The following is a 16,100-nucleotide window of genomic DNA, read 5'->3' as shown; positions in this document are numbered from 1 at the left end:
CGATGGCTGAATACCAGAACCACACCGGCATTGCGCCGTCCGTGATCGAACTGCGCGGCGTCTCGAAGATCTTCCGCACCGCCAGCCGGAGCGACCGCGCGGTGCTCGAGGGCGTGGACCTGACGCTGCACCAGGGCGAGATCGTCGCCATGCTGGGCAAGTCGGGCTCGGGCAAGTCCACGCTGCTGCGCATCATGGCCGGCCTGGTCGGCGCGGATCGCGGCGAGGTGCGCTTTCGCGGCAGCCGCCTGAGCGGCACTGCCGAGGGCATCGCCATGGTGTTCCAGTCGTTTGCGCTGTTCCCCTGGCTGACGGTGCAGCAGAACGTCGAGCTGGGGCTGGAGGCGCAGGGCGTGCACAAGGCCGAGCGCGTGCGCCGGGCCGAGGCCGCCATCGACATGATCGGGCTGTCCGGCTTCAACGGCGCGTTGCCGCGCGAGCTGTCCGGCGGCATGCGCCAGCGTGTGGGCATTGCGCGCGCGCTGGTCACCGAGCCCGACCTGCTGCTGATGGACGAGGCTTTCTCCGCGCTCGACGTGCTGACCGGCGAGACCCTGCGCGACGAAATGCTCGACCTGTGGGAGAGCGGCCGCGCCAATATCAAGAGCATCCTGATCGTCTCGCACAACATCGAGGAAGCCGTGATGATGGCCGACCGCATCGTCATCCTCTCCAGCGACCCGGGCCGCATCCGCGCCGAGGTTCGGGTGCCGTTCGCGCGCCCGCGCAATCGCGACTCGGCCCAGGTGCGCGCGCTGATCGACGAGGTCTACATGCTGATGACCTCGCCCGCGGTGCGGGAGCTGCGCGTGCCGGCGCTCGCGCCCGCCCAGCAGATCGGCTACCGGCTGCCCGATGCCGACATCAGCCAGATGGAAGCCATCCTGGACATGCTGTGCGAATCGCCGTTCTTCGGCCGCGCCGACCTGCCGCACCTGGCCGACGAGGCCAGCCTGACCGACGACGACCTGCTGCCGGCGTGCGAAGCCCTGCAATTGCTCGGGCTGGTCGCCATCGAACGCGGCGACATCACCGCCACGGAACTTGGCCGCACCTACTACGAGACCGAGCCGGGCGAGCGCAAGGTGCTGTTCGGCAAGCAGCTGCTGGCCCACGTGGCGCTGGCGGCCCATATCCGCCACGAACTGGAAGCCGCCGAGGATGGGGAGGTCGGCGAAGAACAGGTGCTGCGCGAACTGGAGGCGTTCCTGAAGCCCGAGGAAGCCGAACGCGTGCTGACCGTGGCGATCGGCTGGGGCCGGTACGGGGAGGTCTACGAATACAGCTACAACAGCGGCATGCTGACTTTGCCGCGCGAGGAGCCTGCGGAGGCTGCCGGCGCTGCAGGCAGCCCGAATTCCTGAGCGGCTGCGTTCAGTTCCGCATCCGCATAGCCCGGCCGATGGCGCCGGTGCGCAGCGCGATCTTGGCGGCGTCCTCGCGCAGTGCGCGCAGGCGGCGATCCAGGACCGCGTTGGCGGGGCGTCCGGTGGAGCTGGCAGTGGGGCCCGCCTCATGGCTGGATTCCCCTGCCGCGGCAGCATGCACCAGCACGTCGACGCGGCGCCGGTCGGCCGAATCGGCCAGGCGGGCGCGGCGTTCGTTGGCGTCGTCCTCTTCGGCATCCGTTCCGGCAGCACCCGTCTGTATGGTGGCCGTCATCGGCTGCGGCCCGACGGCGGCGACCGCCGGTTCCGCGGCCGCGCGAATAAAGCCCGCCCCGCGTCCGCCCACGCGGTCATCCGCGGCCAGCCGCTCAATGGCCAGCTGCAGGCTGTGGCCGGCGGCATCGGTGGCGGCTTCGATCGCGGCCTCGGCGGCCGGAATATCCAGCTCGCCATAGTGCTGGCGCACCTGGATTCGCGCCGCCGCCACGTGCGCCGCCACCAGGTAGTTCTGAATGATGAAGCGGTTCAGGTTGTCCACCGCGCGATGCCGGCTCTTGGGCTCGTCCATCATGCGCTGGAATGACGAGATCAGTGCCGACAAGGCATCCATGAACTGCTTGCGCTGCACGCGATACGCAAAATCGTCCTTGGCGCGGCGCAGCAGCAGGTCGCGCGTGGCGGCAATATAGCGGCGGTTGGCCTGCAGCACGTTCTCCACCAGCTTGGGGATGGCGCGGTATTCCCAGCTCGGCAGCACGAAGCTGAACAGCGAGGCAATAATGCCGCCGATCACCGTGTCCACCAGCCGCTCGCCCGCTACGGTCGGGCTGCCGGGCATCAGCAGGTTGATCTGGATGAGTACCTGGATGCAGGCGGCGATCGCCGTATAGCGGTACTTGATGGTCACGAAGGCGGCACTGGCCACCAGCGCCAGGAACAGCACGCCCAGCAGCACCAGCGGCTGGTGCACCACTTTCAGAATGCCCACCGCCACCACGCAGCCGATCAGCGTGCCGATCACGCGGTCGTTGTAGCGCTGCTTGGTCATGCTGAAGTTGGGCTTCAGGATCACGATGATGGTCAGCAGGATCCAGTAGCTGTGCGACACATAGGGCAGGTGGTCGGTGATCCACAGCCCCAGCGACACCGCCATCGAGATCCGCAGCGCGAAGCGGAAGGCCGGCGAACGCCAGCGGAGGTTGTCGACCAGCACGCCCAGCTCGTACTTCTGGCGCGTCAGAAACGGCGTCATGTCGGAGCCGGGCAACACCTTGGCGGGCTCCACGGGCGTGCGCGATGCTTCATGCAGCTGGCCGACCAGCGTGATCGCGCCGCGGATCATGTCGAGCGTTTCCGCCAGCGCCGTCATGGCGGCCGGATTGACGTGGTGATGGCGCAGCTGCGCGATCTCCTGCTCCACCGCGTGCAGGTCATTGCGATAGTCCACCGCCGCATACGAAGGCCGGTCACGCGTGACTTCGTAGGCAATCTCTTCCACGTCCTTGCACATCAGCAGCACCAGTTGCCGCAGGTGGTCGAGCACCGGCGTGCCGCCAAAGGTCTGGCGCAGCAGCGGGTAGTCGGTGTTGGTGGACAGGATGTACTCATACAGGTCGAGCATGCGCATGTGCACCTGCACCAGCAGGCCGTCATGCGGCGTGCGGTTGCCGCGCAGCACCAGGTCGCGCGAGGCCTGCTGGCGCTCCGCCACCACGATCTGCTGGCGCACCAGCTGGTTGAACTGCGCCTCGTAGTCGTTGCCGGCATCGTAGAAACCGGCCTTGATCTCCAGGTAGCCGGCCAGCTCGTAGAGCGATTCCGCCAGCACCTGCTGCCTGGTGCGCCGCTCGTTGATCCAGCTCACCACCATCGAGTACGCCAGGTAGGCCACCGCGCCCACCGTGAACAGCGCGGCATGCTCCAGCGCGCGCCGCACCACGAAATCCTCGTTGATGGTCAGCGTCATCACGAACAGCGCCGAGAACTGCAGCGGCAAGGTCTTGTTGCCGTAGACCGTCATCATGCCGGCCATGAAGGTGACCAGCACCAGCACGAACGGCATCACGCGCGGGAACGGCGTGGCCAGCGCCACCACCAGTGTCACCACGCTGCACAGGATCACGCTCGCCAGCATCTCGTTGAACTTGTGGTTCAGCGGGCTGGGCAGGTCCATCAGGCTGGTGCAGAGCGCGCCCATCGACACCACCATGGCGGTGGGCAGGTCGGAAAACTGCAGGGCGATCAGCGTGGCGCCGATCACCCCCGTCGCCGAGCGCAGCCCGCGATAGACATAGTGCGAGTAGAGGAAGGTGCGGGGATCGTGCGCGTATTGCATGGGGGATCAGCGGCCGGGAGACGATGCGATGCGATGAGACAGCCGCGCCCGTCAGCGGTTCAGCCAGTGCGTGCGCTGCGCGTGGCGACCGCTCTCCAGGCTCACCTTGTACTGCGCGGCGGGCTCGCGCGCCAGCGTCAGCGGCAGCACCTGCAGTTCGTCGCGCCGGAACGCGTGCACCTCGATCCGGTCGCCCACGCGATAGCGCGCCAGCAGCTTGTCGAGCTGGCCGGTGGCTACGCGCAGGCCGTCCAGCGCCACCAGCAAGTCGCCGGCCGACAGCCCGGCTTCCTGTGCCGCACCGCCGTCGAGTACCTGCGTCAGGCGCACCCAGCCGTCCTCTGTCTTGGTCTTGATGCCGAGCGCAGCGGTGCGGGACGGCTTCTTCGCCTCGGCCTTGACGCCGAACGGCTTGAACAGCGATGCCAGCGGGAGCTCGCCGGTGCCTGCGGTCAGCGAGCGCAGCAGCGGGCCGAGCCGCACGCCGGTTATCTCGTCGAACAGCGCATAGACCTCGGTCTCGGTCACGCCGCGCTGCGTCGCGCCCGGCGCGTAGAAGTCGCGGCCATACCGCCGCCACAGCGCGCGCATGACATCATCCAGCGAACGGCGGCCCTTGGTCTTGTCGCGAATGGTGAGGTCCAGCGCCAGCGCCACCAGCGAACCCTTGGTGTAGTAGCTGACGATGGCGTTTGGCGCGTTCTCGTCCTGGCGGTAATACTTGGTCCAGGCGTCGAACGAGCTGTCGGCCACGCTCTGCTTGGTGCGGCCGCTGCCGCGCAGCACGCCGTTCCAGGTCTTGGCGAGCATCTCCACATACTGCTCTTCCGTCACGCAACCGGATCGCACCAGCACCAGGTCGTCGTAGTAACTGGTGAAGCCTTCGAACAGCCACAGCAGCGGCGTGTAGGCTTCCTGCGCCAGCCGGTATGGCACGAAGGCGGCCGGCTTGATGCGCTTGACGTTCCAGGTATGGAAATACTCGTGGCTGCACAGTCCGAGGAAGGTCCGGTAGCCCTCGCTGGACTCGCTGTCGCCGCGCACGGGCAGATCGGCGCGCGCGCACATCAGGGCGGTGCTGGCGCGGTGTTCCAGCCCGCCGTAGCCGTCGGTGGTGACCATCGTCATGAAGACGTAGCGGCGGTTGCTGTCCAGGAACGGCGCCCGCGCGGTCTTGGGCTCGAACAGCCGTATCTGGGTTTCGCAGATCCGCTTCAGGTCACGGCAGACGCGATCGATGTCGAGTTGCGGCACGCGGCCCGTGAAGACCACGTCGTGCTGCGCCCCGCACGCGCGGAAGCTGGCCAGCTGGAAGGTGCCCATCTCGACGGGATGGTCGACCAGCTCGTCGTAGTCGGCCACCTGGTAGCGGCCGAAGCCGTAGCGCTTTGCGCCCTCGCGGCCAGGCGCCTCGCGCATGGCGGTGGCGACGCGCCAGTCGCGGTAGGCCTCGCCGGCCGGTGCGTGGATATCGACCGTGCACGGCTGGTCTTCCTGCCCCTGCACGCACAGGAACACGGAACTGCCGTTGAAGAAGCCGTGGGTGGTGTCCAGGTGCGCCGCCCGGACCGACAGGTCCCAGGCGTAGACCTCGTAGCTCAGCGTGAGCGGCCCGTCGGTCGCGGCAACCGGCTCGGCCTGCCAGCTCTGCTTGTCGAGCTTGGTCAGCGCCACCTGCCTGCCGCCGGCATCGGCACGGATGCGCACGATGTTGCGGGCAAAGTCGCGAATCATGTAGCTGCCCGGAATCCATGCCGGCAGGGCAAAACGCTGGCCGGCGGGATCGGGCGTGGTCACCGTGACGGTGACGGCGAACAGATGGGCTTCAGGATGAAGCGGGGCAATGGCATAGCGGATCGGCGTCATGGGCAGGATTGTAACGTTGGCTGTGCGGCGCGATCCGCGTGCGGCGGTTGCGGCAGTCCGGTGATCAGGCGCGATTAACGTTGACCACCACCCGCCCGCGCATGCCGCCTTCGACGATCTTCCGGCCTGCTTCGACGGCCTCGGACAGGTCGATCTCACGCGTAATGGCGCTCAGGCGATCGGGCTCCAGATCGGTCGCCAGCCGCGCCCAGGCGCGCTCGCGCAAGGCCATCGCCGCCATCACGCTGTCGATCCCGGCCAGCGTCACGCCGCGCAGGATGAACGGCGCGACCGAGGCCGGGAAGTCCATCCCCTGCGCCAGCCCGCACGCCGTCACCACGCCGCCATAGCGCACCTGCGCGCAGGCGTTGACCAGCGTGTATGAACCGACCGAATCGACCACCGCGGCCCAGCGTTCCTTCTGCAGCGGCTTGCCGGGCACGCCCAGCTCGGCGCGGTCGATCACCTCGGCGGCGCCGAGCGCCTTGAGGAAGTCGGCCTCCTTGGTCTTGCCGGTCGATGCCACCACCCGATAGCCTAGCTTGCTCAGGATCGAAATCGCCACCGAGCCCACGCCGCCCGAGGCGCCGGTGACCAGCACTTCGCCATCGCCGGGCCGCACCGGGCCATTGACGCCACCGCGCTCCAGCCCCAGCACCGACAGCATCGCCGTGTAGCCCGCCGTGCCGATTGCCATGGCCTGGCGCGTGGTGAAAGCCTCCGGCAGGCGCACCAGCCAGTCGCCCTTGAGCCGCGCGCGCTGCGCCAGGCAGCCCCAGTGGGTCTCGCCCACGCCATAGCCGTTCAGGATGACCTTGTCGCCGGCCTTCCAGCGCGGATGCGCGGACTCCAGCACCGTGCCGGCGCCGTCGATGCCCGCCACCATCGGCCACTTGCGCACCACTGGCGAGCGGCCGGTAATGGCCAGCCCGTCCTTGAAGTTGATGGTGGAGTAGTCGATGGCGACTAGCACATCGCCGTCGGCCGGAAGCTGCGCCTCGTCGAGGGTGGCGATGTTGGCCTGCGTGGCGCCGTCGGCCTGGGTCAGCAGCAATGCCTGGAAGGTCATGATGGGTGTCTCCTCTGTCGCCTTGCCGGCGATCGGACTGGATGGAAGCGGAAAGCAGAACGGCCGGACTGGGTCCGGCCGTTTCATCCAGCCGGGACACTTCCGGCTGCGTGTTATTTCTTGATGCTGGCGAGCTTGCGTTCGAGCGTGCCGGCGTCGGCCGCGCCGGGAATGCGCGTGCCGTCCATGAAGAACACTGCCGGCGTGCCGTTGATGTTCATGCTCTGGCCGAGCGCGAGGTTGTCTTCCACCGGGGTCTTGCAGCTGCCGTTGCCGGTCAGGGCCACCCTGTTCAGCATCCAGTCGCGCCACGCCTTGGTGCGATCGGTCGCGCACCAGACCTGCTTGGCCTTGGTTGCCGAATCCGGCGACAGCACCGGGTAGAGGAAGGTGTAGACCGTGATGTTGTCCATCTCCTGGAAGGTCTGCTCGATGCGCTTGCAGTAACCGCAGTTCGGGTCCGAGAACACCGCGATCTGGCGGCTGCCGTCACCCTTGGTCCACTTGATCGCACGGGCCAGCGGCAGGTCCGACCACTTGATGCGGTTGATTTCCGCCAGGCGCTCTTCGGTCAGGTTGGTGCCGGTCTTGGTATCGATCATCTCGCCGTTGAGCACGTAGCGGCCGGTGGCATCGGTGTAGACCACCTGCCCGCCGATATTCGCCTCGAACACGCCCGGCACCGGCGTCTTGTTCACGCTCTTGACCTCGGCGCGGCCGCCCAGCGTCTTCTGCAGCGATTCCTTGATGCGGTCAGTACCGGGCTCGCCAGCCGCCATGGCGTGCAGCGCGAAGCCGGCCGCGGCCAGTCCGCCGGCGATGGCGGTTGCCCAGGCGGGGTGGCGGCGCAGGAATTGGAACATATCGACTCCAGGTATTCAGTATCAGGTTAGACGGTGGCGCGAGACTTATCCCAGTGCCTTCTCGATCAGGAAACGCTTGAGCAGCGATTGGCTGCCTACCGCCCGGATGCCGGTATTGCGCACCACGCGGGCCACGCTGCCGGGTAGCGAGAACAGCCGGTGCAGGCCATCGGTGGCCGCTGTCAGCGACAGCAGGTCGGAGGCGCGGGCGCGTTCGTAGCGGCGCAGCAGGCGCAGGTCGCCCTCGCCGCGGAAAGGTTCTTTGGCGGCCAGCACGCTGCCAAGTTCCGCAACGTCGCGCAAGCCCAGGTTCATGCCCTGCCCGGCCAGCGGATGCACCACATGCGCCGCGTCGCCCACCAGCGCCACATGCGGCTGGACGAACTGCTCGGCGCGCTGGAGCACCAGCGGGAAGCCTTGCGCCGGCGTCACGCAACGCAGCGCGCCGAACTGGCTGCCAACGGCGCCAGCGGCAGCCTGCATCACGGTGGCGGCCAGCGCCTCCGGCGACAGGGCCAGCAGGTCGCGCGCGTGGGCCTCGTCGGCCGACCAGACCATCGATAGGCGATTGCCCGGCAACGGCAGTATCGCCAGGATCTCGCCGTTGGCCGGTTCCTCGTCGGCCATCAGCTTCTCGGGCGCGCCCAGGAACCATTGCCATGCGGTTTCATGGTGCGGCCGCTCGCATTCGTAATTGGCCACCACGCCCAGCTGGCGGTACTTGCGCGTGGTCACGCCGATATGACACTGCTGGCGCAGCCACGAGCGCGCGCCGTCCGCGCCCACCACGCAGGCCGCGCGGACCTTCGCGCCACTTGCCAGCGTCAGCGTGGCGCCCTCGCCGTCGCGCTCGAACGACGCGGCGGTGTCGTCATGCCAGTTCACCTGGTGCTGGAAGCTCAGCGCGGTATCCAGCGCGCGTTCCACGTGGCCGGATTCGATGATCCACGCCAGCTGCGGCACCGCCGCCGCATAGGCAGAGAAATGCAGGTCGCCGTCCAGGCTGGGGGAGGTCTCGGCCGCACTGACATCGCCGCACACGCGCATGTCGCGCACGGGCTGGATGCGGGCCGGGTCAAGCGCCTCCCAGACCCGCATGCGCTCGAGCAGCGCCTGCGAGCTGGCGGAGAAGGCGTAGATGCGGCTGTCCCAGTCGTCCGGCCCGGCGGGCTGGCGCCCCCTGGGCGGCTTCGGCGCGACCAGGGCGACATCCATGCCCTGTTGCGCCAGCAGCAGGGCACAGGCCTTGCCGACGATGCCGCCGCCGACGACGGCGATCTGGAAAGCAGAGGAGTTGCGCGCGGACGCGTGGGATCGGGTCATGGCTGGATTATAGCTACGTCACCCCCGCGGCCCCGTCCGCTCCGGGCCCGGCCGGACATTTCGTCTGGCCCGGTGGACTACAATATCGGTTTTGCTATTTTCCGCCTGACACCATGAGCCTCCAATGCGGCATCGTCGGCCTGCCCAACGTCGGCAAGTCCACGCTGTTCAATGCCCTGACCAAGGCCGGCATCGCCGCCGAAAACTACCCGTTCTGCACGATCGAGCCCAATGTGGGCGTGGTCGAAGTGCCGGACCCGAGGCTTGGCAAGCTGGCGGACATCGTCAAGCCGGAGCGCATCCTGCCGGCCGTGGTCGAGTTCGTCGACATCGCTGGCCTGGTGGCCGGCGCCTCCAAGGGCGAAGGCCTGGGCAACCAGTTCCTGGCCAACATCCGCGAAACCGACGCCATCACCCATGTGGTGCGCTGCTTCGAAGATGAAAACGTGATCCACGTAGCCGGAAAGGTTGATCCGCTGTCGGATATCGAAGTGATCAACACCGAACTGGCGCTGGCCGACCTAGCCACGGTGGAAAAGGCACTGGCCCGCTACATCAAGCCGGCCCGCGCCGGCGACAAGGAAGCCCAGCGGCTGGTCGCCGTGCTGGAAAAGGCACAAGCCGTGCTCGACCAGGCCAAGGCCGTGCGCACGCTGGACCTGTCGCCCGAGGAATGGGAGGCCATGCGCCCGTTCTGCCTGATCACCGCCAAGCCGACCATGTACGTCGCCAACGTGCGTGAAGACGGCTTCGACAACAACCCGCACCTGGACGCCGTGCGCGAGTACGCCAAGCTGACCGGCTCGCCCGTGGTCGCCATCTGCGCCGCCATCGAAGCAGAAATCGCCGACCTCGACGACGCCGACAAGGCCGAGTTCCTGGCCGACCTCGGCATGGAAGAGCCCGGCCTGGACCGCGTGATCCGCGCCGGCTTCAAGCTGCTGGGCCTGCAGACCTACTTCACCGCAGGCGTGAAGGAAGTCCGCGCCTGGACCATCCACGTCGGCGATACCGCCCCCAAGGCGGCCGGCGTGATCCATACCGACTTCGAGCGCGGCTTCATCCGCGCCCAAACCATCTCCTACGACGACTTCATTGCCTACAAGGGTGAGACTGGCGCGAAGGAAGCCGGCAAGATGCGGGCGGAAGGGAAGGAGTATGTGGTGAAGGATGGGGATGTGATGAACTTCCTGTTCAACGTCTAAGCCAAAGGCATCGTTTCAAGAAATCTCACAAGATCTCATCGAACCCCCAGAAGCCCAGCATTTGCTGGGCTTTTTCGTTTCCAGTCGCCTCACGTGATTTCTTGTCATCTCATCAAAAACCGGGTACAAAGTCGGGTATGGGGGCGCCATACCCGGTCAGGACGGAGAATTCGTACCCGGTTTTTCCCGAATGCCGCGCCCTGCTTAGCTTTCGAGGCCGCCATGCTCACCGATACCCAATGCCGCAACGCCAAGCCCAAGGACAAGCCCTACAAGCTGACGGACGGCAATGGTCTCTTTCTTGAGGTCAAGCCGAACGGGGTCAAAGCGTGGCGCTACCGCTTCGAGCTGGTGTCGGAAGGCGTCCGCAAGGAAAACCTGTTTGCCATCGGCGAATACGTCTACGTACCCGCCGGCGAAACCCCGGCGCAAGCCCAAGCGCGCCGAGGCGGCGCCCGATTCACATTGGCCGAGGCCAGGGAGGAACGCACCAAAGCTCGGGCCCTGGTCAAGCAGGGGATCAATCCGGCACATCGACGGCAGTTGGAGCGCATCCAGCGGGCGCAGGCATCCGCCGTGACCTTTGAAGCGGTGGCACGAGAGTGGTTGGGCCTGAAAGACTGGGAGCAGGTCACGAAGGACCGGCGGCTCGACATGCTCGCCCGGGTAGTATTCCCTAAGATCGGGCGCCTGGCGGTCGATTCAATCAAGCCGGCGCACATCCTGGACGTCCTCAAGGCGGCCGCCGAGAAAAATGGTCCCACTGTGGCGGCCGAAGCCAAACGCACCATGTCCGGCGTATTCGAGCTCGCGGTGTCCACCCTGCGGGCCGAGACTGACCCGGTGTACGCGGTTCGCAAGGCGCTGCCGGCCAACAAAACACAACACAAGCGCCCCCTCAGCACCGAGGAGGTCGGGCAACTGCTCCGCGATTTGGACGGCTACGAACGCAACTTCCAGACCGTCGCGGCGTTCCGCCTAATGTGGATGACCCTGTGCCGCCCCAACGAGGTTGTCGGCGCTCGCTGGGATGAGATGAATCTCGACGCCGGAATCTGGCGTATCCCCCCGGAGCGCATGAAGAAGCGGAAGGAACAGATTGTCCCGCTGCCGCGCCAGGCAATCGAAATGCTGCGCACGCAGCAAGCCGTCACCGGCCGCCACGCACACGTGTTCCCCAACCGGGACGACCGCGCGATGCCTATGACGGATGCCACCTTGCGTCAGGCCCTCAAATACCTGGGCTGGTCGGGCAAGTACAGTCCGCACGCTACGCGCACGACCGGCAGCACGCGCCTAAATGAAATGGGCTACACAGCCGACTGGATCGAACGGCAGCTAGCCCACACTGAGCCCAATGCCGTGCGGCGAACATACAACCATGCCGACTACCTGGCCGACCGGACCAAGATGATGCAGGCGTGGGCGGACATGCTGGATTCATGGAAGGACGGGGCAAAGGTGTTGCCGATCGGTAACAAGCGCGCCTGACGGGTAAGAGCCACGCCTGGCTGGAACGATCGCATGACGGCAGGCGCGGCTTCGGCAAGAACAAGGAACTTCGGAGTTTGCAAGTGACTGAACTATGCGTTGAAGGGGATGGTGCCCACGATGGGACCGGTGATATCGATGAGCTCTGGAACCTTCATGAGGATTTCAGCGTCGCCGATGCTGCTGCGCTTGTCGCAGGCTACAGTCCGACGCTGGTTCAGCGTTGCGAGCAAGACAGTCGTCTTATTCACAAAAGTTTTCCGCGGTATCCCGTTGTCTTGGACGCTCTTAGCAAAGCCATCACGAACGGCCGCCTGAATGCCGCCATCCGCTATTCGGCACGCGACTATGGGTATGCGGACCGGATGGCCGATATCGAGTACGCGGAGTTGGAGGTGGGCGCTCCGGAGTATGGCAACACGGCAGAAGATGATGAAGAGCTCTACGTGGGCCGCAGTAGTTTTTTCTACAAGCCGTTCGCCGATTGGTCCCTGAGTACGGTCGCTAGGGATGATCTGATCGACTGGCTGCAACGGCGCGGCGTCAGATCAGGTTTTTTCTTCCCAGCTGGCACGAATTCGCCCGACTATCTTGATCCCGGCAATCCGCGCTATGCCGCTAAGCTGGCGGCGGCGGTACATGCCTGGCAAGCCGTGACCGATTCCGGTGGCGCGAGTCCGAAGCAGGCTCTTGCAAAGTGGGTGCGCGAACATGCGGCAGAGTTTGGCCTAACCGACGACGAAGGGAAGTTAAACGAAACCGGGATTGATGAGGTTGCTAAGGTAGCGAATTGGCAGCCCGGCGGCGGCGCACCTAAGACGCCTAACGAATAACCCACCCACCCCCAAGACCCGCGCCACTCCTGGCTTTCAAGGCTGGCGCGGCTTCTACCCCCGCCGATTCCGGGGGAACCCGCCCACTCCCGCACCCATTTTTTTGGGGCAGGTTTTCGTAACCTGCCCATCTATTCCCAGCCCCTCTTGTGGCAAAGAATCCATACCGCTTCAACTCACTTCATGAGGTAACGCGGTATGCGACAAGGCACCACAACGCACGCAAAGCGCCCGACGGCGTCCAAGCTGCTCTCCCAACTGTTGGGAAAACTCCCTGAGACTGGCTATGTTCGCCAATCCCAACTGATCCCTGCCATCCTGCCGTTCTCTAGTGCCACGCTGTGGCGCAAGGTGAAGGCTGGCACATTCCCGAAGCCGGTCAAGCTGTCGGAACGCGTCACCGCCTGGGATGCGTCATCCATACGCGAATACCTTGCCGATCCTGCCGGCTACCGCAGCGAGGGCTAATCGTGATGCTACCTCGAGAAAAGGAGGTACATGTCCACGCCCTGAGTTGCTTAGTGAATGCCGTAACCGCTGCCAGGCCGCTCTGCTCCGCCTCTGCACTGTCCTCTCGTTCTTCTTGGGGGCGTGAATGGGTCGCGTGAGGAAACGCTCCACTGAAAGATTTATTGGGATCCCACATTGGGTCATGCAGAGTGCCGCATACCGATCGTGCCCCCACCCGGCTAGGTCGCTGCTGCTCGATATCGTCATGCAGTACAACGGGCGGAATAACGGCTCGCTGGTAGCCTGCGACAAATACCTAAAGCCGCTTGGCTGGCTAAGCAGCGATGTCATTGCTCGCGCGAAGGACAAACTATTGAAGTGCGGCCTGCTGGTCGAGACTCGGAAAGGGCAGCGTCCAAACAAGGCCGCTTGGTATGCCTTGGGCTGGCGACCGCTGGATGTGAAAGACGGAATGGACATTAACCCCCGCGCCTACCGGACAATTTCACAACATGAAATTAGCACCCTTACTCCGTCTCACGGAGCAAGGAGCCGCGGCATAGCTCCGTCTCCCGGAGTAGATGGTGCTCCGCCTACTCCGTCTCGCGGAGCTATGCGGGGTGTTTTTGGGGGGATACCTACTCCGCCTCACGGAGCGTATCTAGATATAGCCATACCCTCAGCGGAATCTGTCCCATCTACGAAGAATGCTGGTGCGGAGGTCGCTTCATGCGCGTGAAACGCCAATGGATGAATCGCCCGCGCACCGCGAATCTCACATCGGCGCAATGCCAGAGGGTGCAGGATGGCCGCTCGCCTACGAGCAAGTCGGCACGCCGTCCGTCGATGACGCCAGGAGTCTCGGTGGAGGATGTGTACGGCCTGCGTCTAGCCGTGGCCGTCGCGGGGGCGGCAATTTGCCATACGGTGATTCAGGCGATAGACAGTGAGGGCATCCTGTGCCGAGCACGCGCGGCACGCACGCACACCCTGCGGCAGCATCGAAAATCTCCGCACCCACCACATCGTGCACTGGGCCATGAGCCGGCGCTCCGTGTGGTCATGGAGAACTGCATAACCCTTTACAGAATCTGTCACGAAGATGAGCACCGCAAAGCAGCCTAACCAAAAGAAACCGACAAAAACCGCGACGAAGAACGTAGCACCGAATCGCTCCATTGGACGCCCATCATCATTCACCCAGCGGCTGGCCGAAACCATCTGCATCCGGCTCGCCTGCGGCGAGAGCTTGCGCAAGATATGCGCGGACGAGGGGATGCCGGACAAGGCGACCGTGTTGCGTTGGCTATACACGAACGAGGAGTTTCGCACCCAGTACGCGCGCGCGAGGGAGCTGCAACAGGAATTCATGGCCGAGCAGATTCTGGAGATTGCGGACGACGGCACCAACGATACCTACGAGGACGAAGACGGGAACATGCGCATCGACCATGACGTGATCCAGCGCTCGCGCCTGCGCGTCGATACGCGCAAGTGGCTGATGTCCAAGCTGGCGCCGAAGAAATACGGGGAGCGAGTAGATGTAACCCACGGCGGCCAAGCAGAGAACCCGCTGGCCATGCTGCTGAAGCAAGTGCAAGGCACCTACATAAAGCCGGTGGCCGAACCGCTTGACGAGGAGGATGATTGATTTGCTTTCCGCAGCACTCAATCTCGAGTTAAAGCGACGCAACGAACAGTCCCGGGGTGCGCTCGCCCTGCACACCAAAGCGCCTCGCCGGTCGGCTTCCTGGCGCGGGACTTGCGCGGCTTATCAGTCCTCCGGCGGTAGCAGGATGTCCGGCATAACCATTTCCTCGGCCTCGTGCTTCTGCAGCCCTGCTGCCATCAGGGTGGCCACCTGCGTCGCCGCCTGCATGCTCAGGCTCTGGGCAAAGTCCTGCAGCGTCCCGTCCTTCTGCATCTCCTTGTACGCCTTCGGGCGCCACTGCTTCCAGTGCCGCAGCACCATCCCCGTGTACTGGAGTCCTAGCATTGTCTCTCCATCTTAGTGGTATCCCGGGATTCAATCGTAGTCGCTGCCAATGGCGTTGTAATGTCGCGCGGAGGGCCGGAACACCCTCATTCCCTGTCAGTCGGAGGCGAGCCTTCCTTTTTTGGACAACCTTTCATCGATCCCACCAATTCCTTTCTGCCGGACAAATGGAAAATACGCTAACGTAGACCAGACTTCTCAATGAGGTCATTTGCGCAGATATAGAAGTCAGGCGCTCTGTCACACGCCTTTAAGCGCGCCTCAAACTGACTCATTCGGTGACCGTATTCTGCTCGACTCATCCCTCGTTCCCTGGCGGCCCTTATGGCATTTTCCTCAGCAAAGGCCATATCTGGTTGATTAAGGCGATAGAAGGCGAGCTTGGCATCGCTCAGAATTTCGATGTCTCCCGGGGGGATGGAAAACATTTCATCCGCTAGATTTGTAGGGATATTCATCTCCTCGAAATATTTCTTCGAGGCGACCAGAGTCTCGCGCAGACCTACATCCACTCCCTGATTGGGGATATCGACAAAGTAAGGACGGTGAATACCGACCTTGCCCAATGGCAGTCTAATTACGCCAGCGGCGATGATATAGACGCACGAACTTAGACATTCGCCATCGGGCCGAACCGCGACCCGAAGCTTGTTTGCTCGAATAGCACGCCCAATCTCCATTGCATCCCTTAGATTACCGCCAGGAGAATCAACGACGACTGTGGCACGCGGATAGGATTGCGTGGACGATACAGGCAAAGGAGAGACACCTAAGGACCGAAGTTTTGCGACAAACTGAGAGGCATCGCCTTGGCGAATCGCGCCACTTACATATATCGCTTTAGTTGTATCGCGCCGCACTGCGTCCATCTCAGCGGACGTTGCGGACAGGTGCAAAAAGCAAGCTGTCGCACATAGAAGCTGAAGGATTCGGCTCATGTCAGTTTGACCGCGGTTGTTTTAGGTATCCTATCCCGTGGTATCAGGTCCGTCAAATGCCGAACATTGGCGCATGGCGAGACCCTCCCCGAAACACGCTGGCAATCCCGCGCTTGCATCTATTGGCAAGGCGGTACGCACCATTCGGAAGGATCTGCGGATTTCGCAAGAGGAACTGGCACACGCCGCCGATTTGGATCGCTCCTATGTGGGCGGGATTGAGCGCGGTGAGCACAATCTCACCGTGCGTATTCCGGCCGATCGTGACCAGTCATTCCGGATTATCGTGACCACGGATTCCGGCATCGTGACCGGCATTTCCGGTTTATCGTGACCAGCCGTT

Annotated in this window: 14 protein-coding genes; 7 read left to right on the top strand and 7 right to left on the bottom strand. The window is 64.3% G+C overall.

Translation table 11 applies throughout. The features are described 5' to 3' along the window. The first annotated feature begins 2 nt into the window (after window positions 1-2). Window positions 3-1,364, top strand: a complete 1,362-nt coding sequence (locus tag RM96_RS18960) for an ABC transporter ATP-binding protein (RefSeq protein ID WP_039012859.1) — start codon at window positions 3-5, stop codon at window positions 1,362-1,364. Between the two features lie 10 nt (window positions 1,365-1,374). Here RM96_RS18960 and RM96_RS18955 read toward each other — a convergent pair whose 3' ends face one another. The 5 genes from RM96_RS18955 to RM96_RS18935 all read right to left on the bottom strand — a co-directional run bounded on the left by RM96_RS18955 (window position 1,375) and on the right by RM96_RS18935 (window position 8,844). After that, window positions 1,375-3,723, bottom strand: coding sequence for an FUSC family protein (locus RM96_RS18955; RefSeq protein ID WP_039012858.1), 2,349 nt, complete (start codon window positions 3,721-3,723; stop codon window positions 1,375-1,377). Window positions 3,724-3,774: 51 nt separating this feature from the next. Continuing rightward, window positions 3,775-5,589 (bottom strand): M61 family metallopeptidase, encoded by a 1,815-nt coding sequence (locus tag RM96_RS18950; protein WP_039012857.1) that lies wholly within the window; start codon window positions 5,587-5,589, stop codon window positions 3,775-3,777. A gap of 64 nt (window positions 5,590-5,653) precedes the next feature. Next, window positions 5,654-6,658, bottom strand: coding sequence for an acrylyl-CoA reductase (NADPH) (gene acuI, locus RM96_RS18945; protein ID WP_039012855.1), 1,005 nt, complete (start codon window positions 6,656-6,658; stop codon window positions 5,654-5,656). Window positions 6,659-6,771: 113 nt separating this feature from the next. Next, window positions 6,772-7,521, bottom strand: a complete 750-nt coding sequence (locus RM96_RS18940; protein ID WP_039012854.1) for a DsbC family protein — start codon at window positions 7,519-7,521, stop codon at window positions 6,772-6,774. Between the two features lie 45 nt (window positions 7,522-7,566). Continuing rightward, window positions 7,567-8,844, bottom strand: a complete 1,278-nt coding sequence (locus RM96_RS18935; RefSeq protein WP_039012852.1) for a UbiH/UbiF family hydroxylase — start codon at window positions 8,842-8,844, stop codon at window positions 7,567-7,569. Window positions 8,845-8,957: 113 nt separating this feature from the next. Between RM96_RS18935 and ychF the strand changes: the two genes are divergently transcribed. The 5 genes from ychF to RM96_RS18910 all read left to right on the top strand — a co-directional run bounded on the left by ychF (window position 8,958) and on the right by RM96_RS18910 (window position 14,474). Then, window positions 8,958-10,049, top strand: a complete 1,092-nt coding sequence (gene ychF / locus RM96_RS18930) for a redox-regulated ATPase YchF (protein WP_039012851.1) — start codon at window positions 8,958-8,960, stop codon at window positions 10,047-10,049. Between the two features lie 222 nt (window positions 10,050-10,271). Continuing rightward, window positions 10,272-11,540 carry a tyrosine-type recombinase/integrase gene (locus tag RM96_RS18925; RefSeq protein WP_039012849.1) on the top strand — a complete coding sequence of 423 codons (1,269 nt, stop codon included), beginning with the start codon at window positions 10,272-10,274 and terminating at the stop codon, window positions 11,538-11,540. A gap of 83 nt (window positions 11,541-11,623) precedes the next feature. After that, complete coding sequence (locus RM96_RS36390; RefSeq protein ID WP_152624150.1) at window positions 11,624-12,373, top strand: hypothetical protein; 750 nt, start codon at window positions 11,624-11,626, stop codon at window positions 12,371-12,373. A 198-nt stretch (window positions 12,374-12,571) separates the two neighbouring features. Further along, on the top strand, window positions 12,572-12,841 hold the full coding sequence (locus tag RM96_RS18915) for a helix-turn-helix transcriptional regulator (protein WP_063926000.1): 270 nt from the start codon (window positions 12,572-12,574) through the stop codon (window positions 12,839-12,841). Between the two features lie 1,084 nt (window positions 12,842-13,925). Next, window positions 13,926-14,474: a terminase small subunit protein gene (locus RM96_RS18910; RefSeq protein ID WP_202966747.1), complete on the top strand. Its 549-nt coding sequence runs from the start codon at window positions 13,926-13,928 to the stop codon at window positions 14,472-14,474. Between the two features lie 123 nt (window positions 14,475-14,597). Here the strand turns inward: RM96_RS18910 and RM96_RS18905 are convergent, their stop codons facing one another. Further along, window positions 14,598-14,819 (bottom strand): hypothetical protein, encoded by a 222-nt coding sequence (locus tag RM96_RS18905; RefSeq protein WP_039012848.1) that lies wholly within the window; start codon window positions 14,817-14,819, stop codon window positions 14,598-14,600. Window positions 14,820-14,998: 179 nt separating this feature from the next. Beyond that, the gene (locus RM96_RS38720) at window positions 14,999-15,757 is read right to left on the bottom strand and encodes a hypothetical protein (RefSeq protein ID WP_152624149.1); all 759 of its coding nucleotides are present in this window, start codon (window positions 15,755-15,757) and stop codon (window positions 14,999-15,001) included. 73 nt (window positions 15,758-15,830) lie between these two features. Here RM96_RS38720 and RM96_RS18895 point away from each other — a divergent pair, with 73 nt between their 5' ends. Then, on the top strand, window positions 15,831-16,091 hold the full coding sequence (locus RM96_RS18895; RefSeq protein WP_039012845.1) for a helix-turn-helix domain-containing protein: 261 nt from the start codon (window positions 15,831-15,833) through the stop codon (window positions 16,089-16,091). Window positions 16,092-16,100: the final 9 nt, after the last annotated feature.

The sequence above is a fragment of the Cupriavidus sp. IDO genome (genome assembly GCF_000812465.1).
Classification (GTDB): domain Bacteria; phylum Pseudomonadota; class Gammaproteobacteria; order Burkholderiales; family Burkholderiaceae; genus Cupriavidus.
Note: the sequence above shows the minus strand (reverse complement) of the source record. Positions and strands in the feature narration are given on the sequence as shown.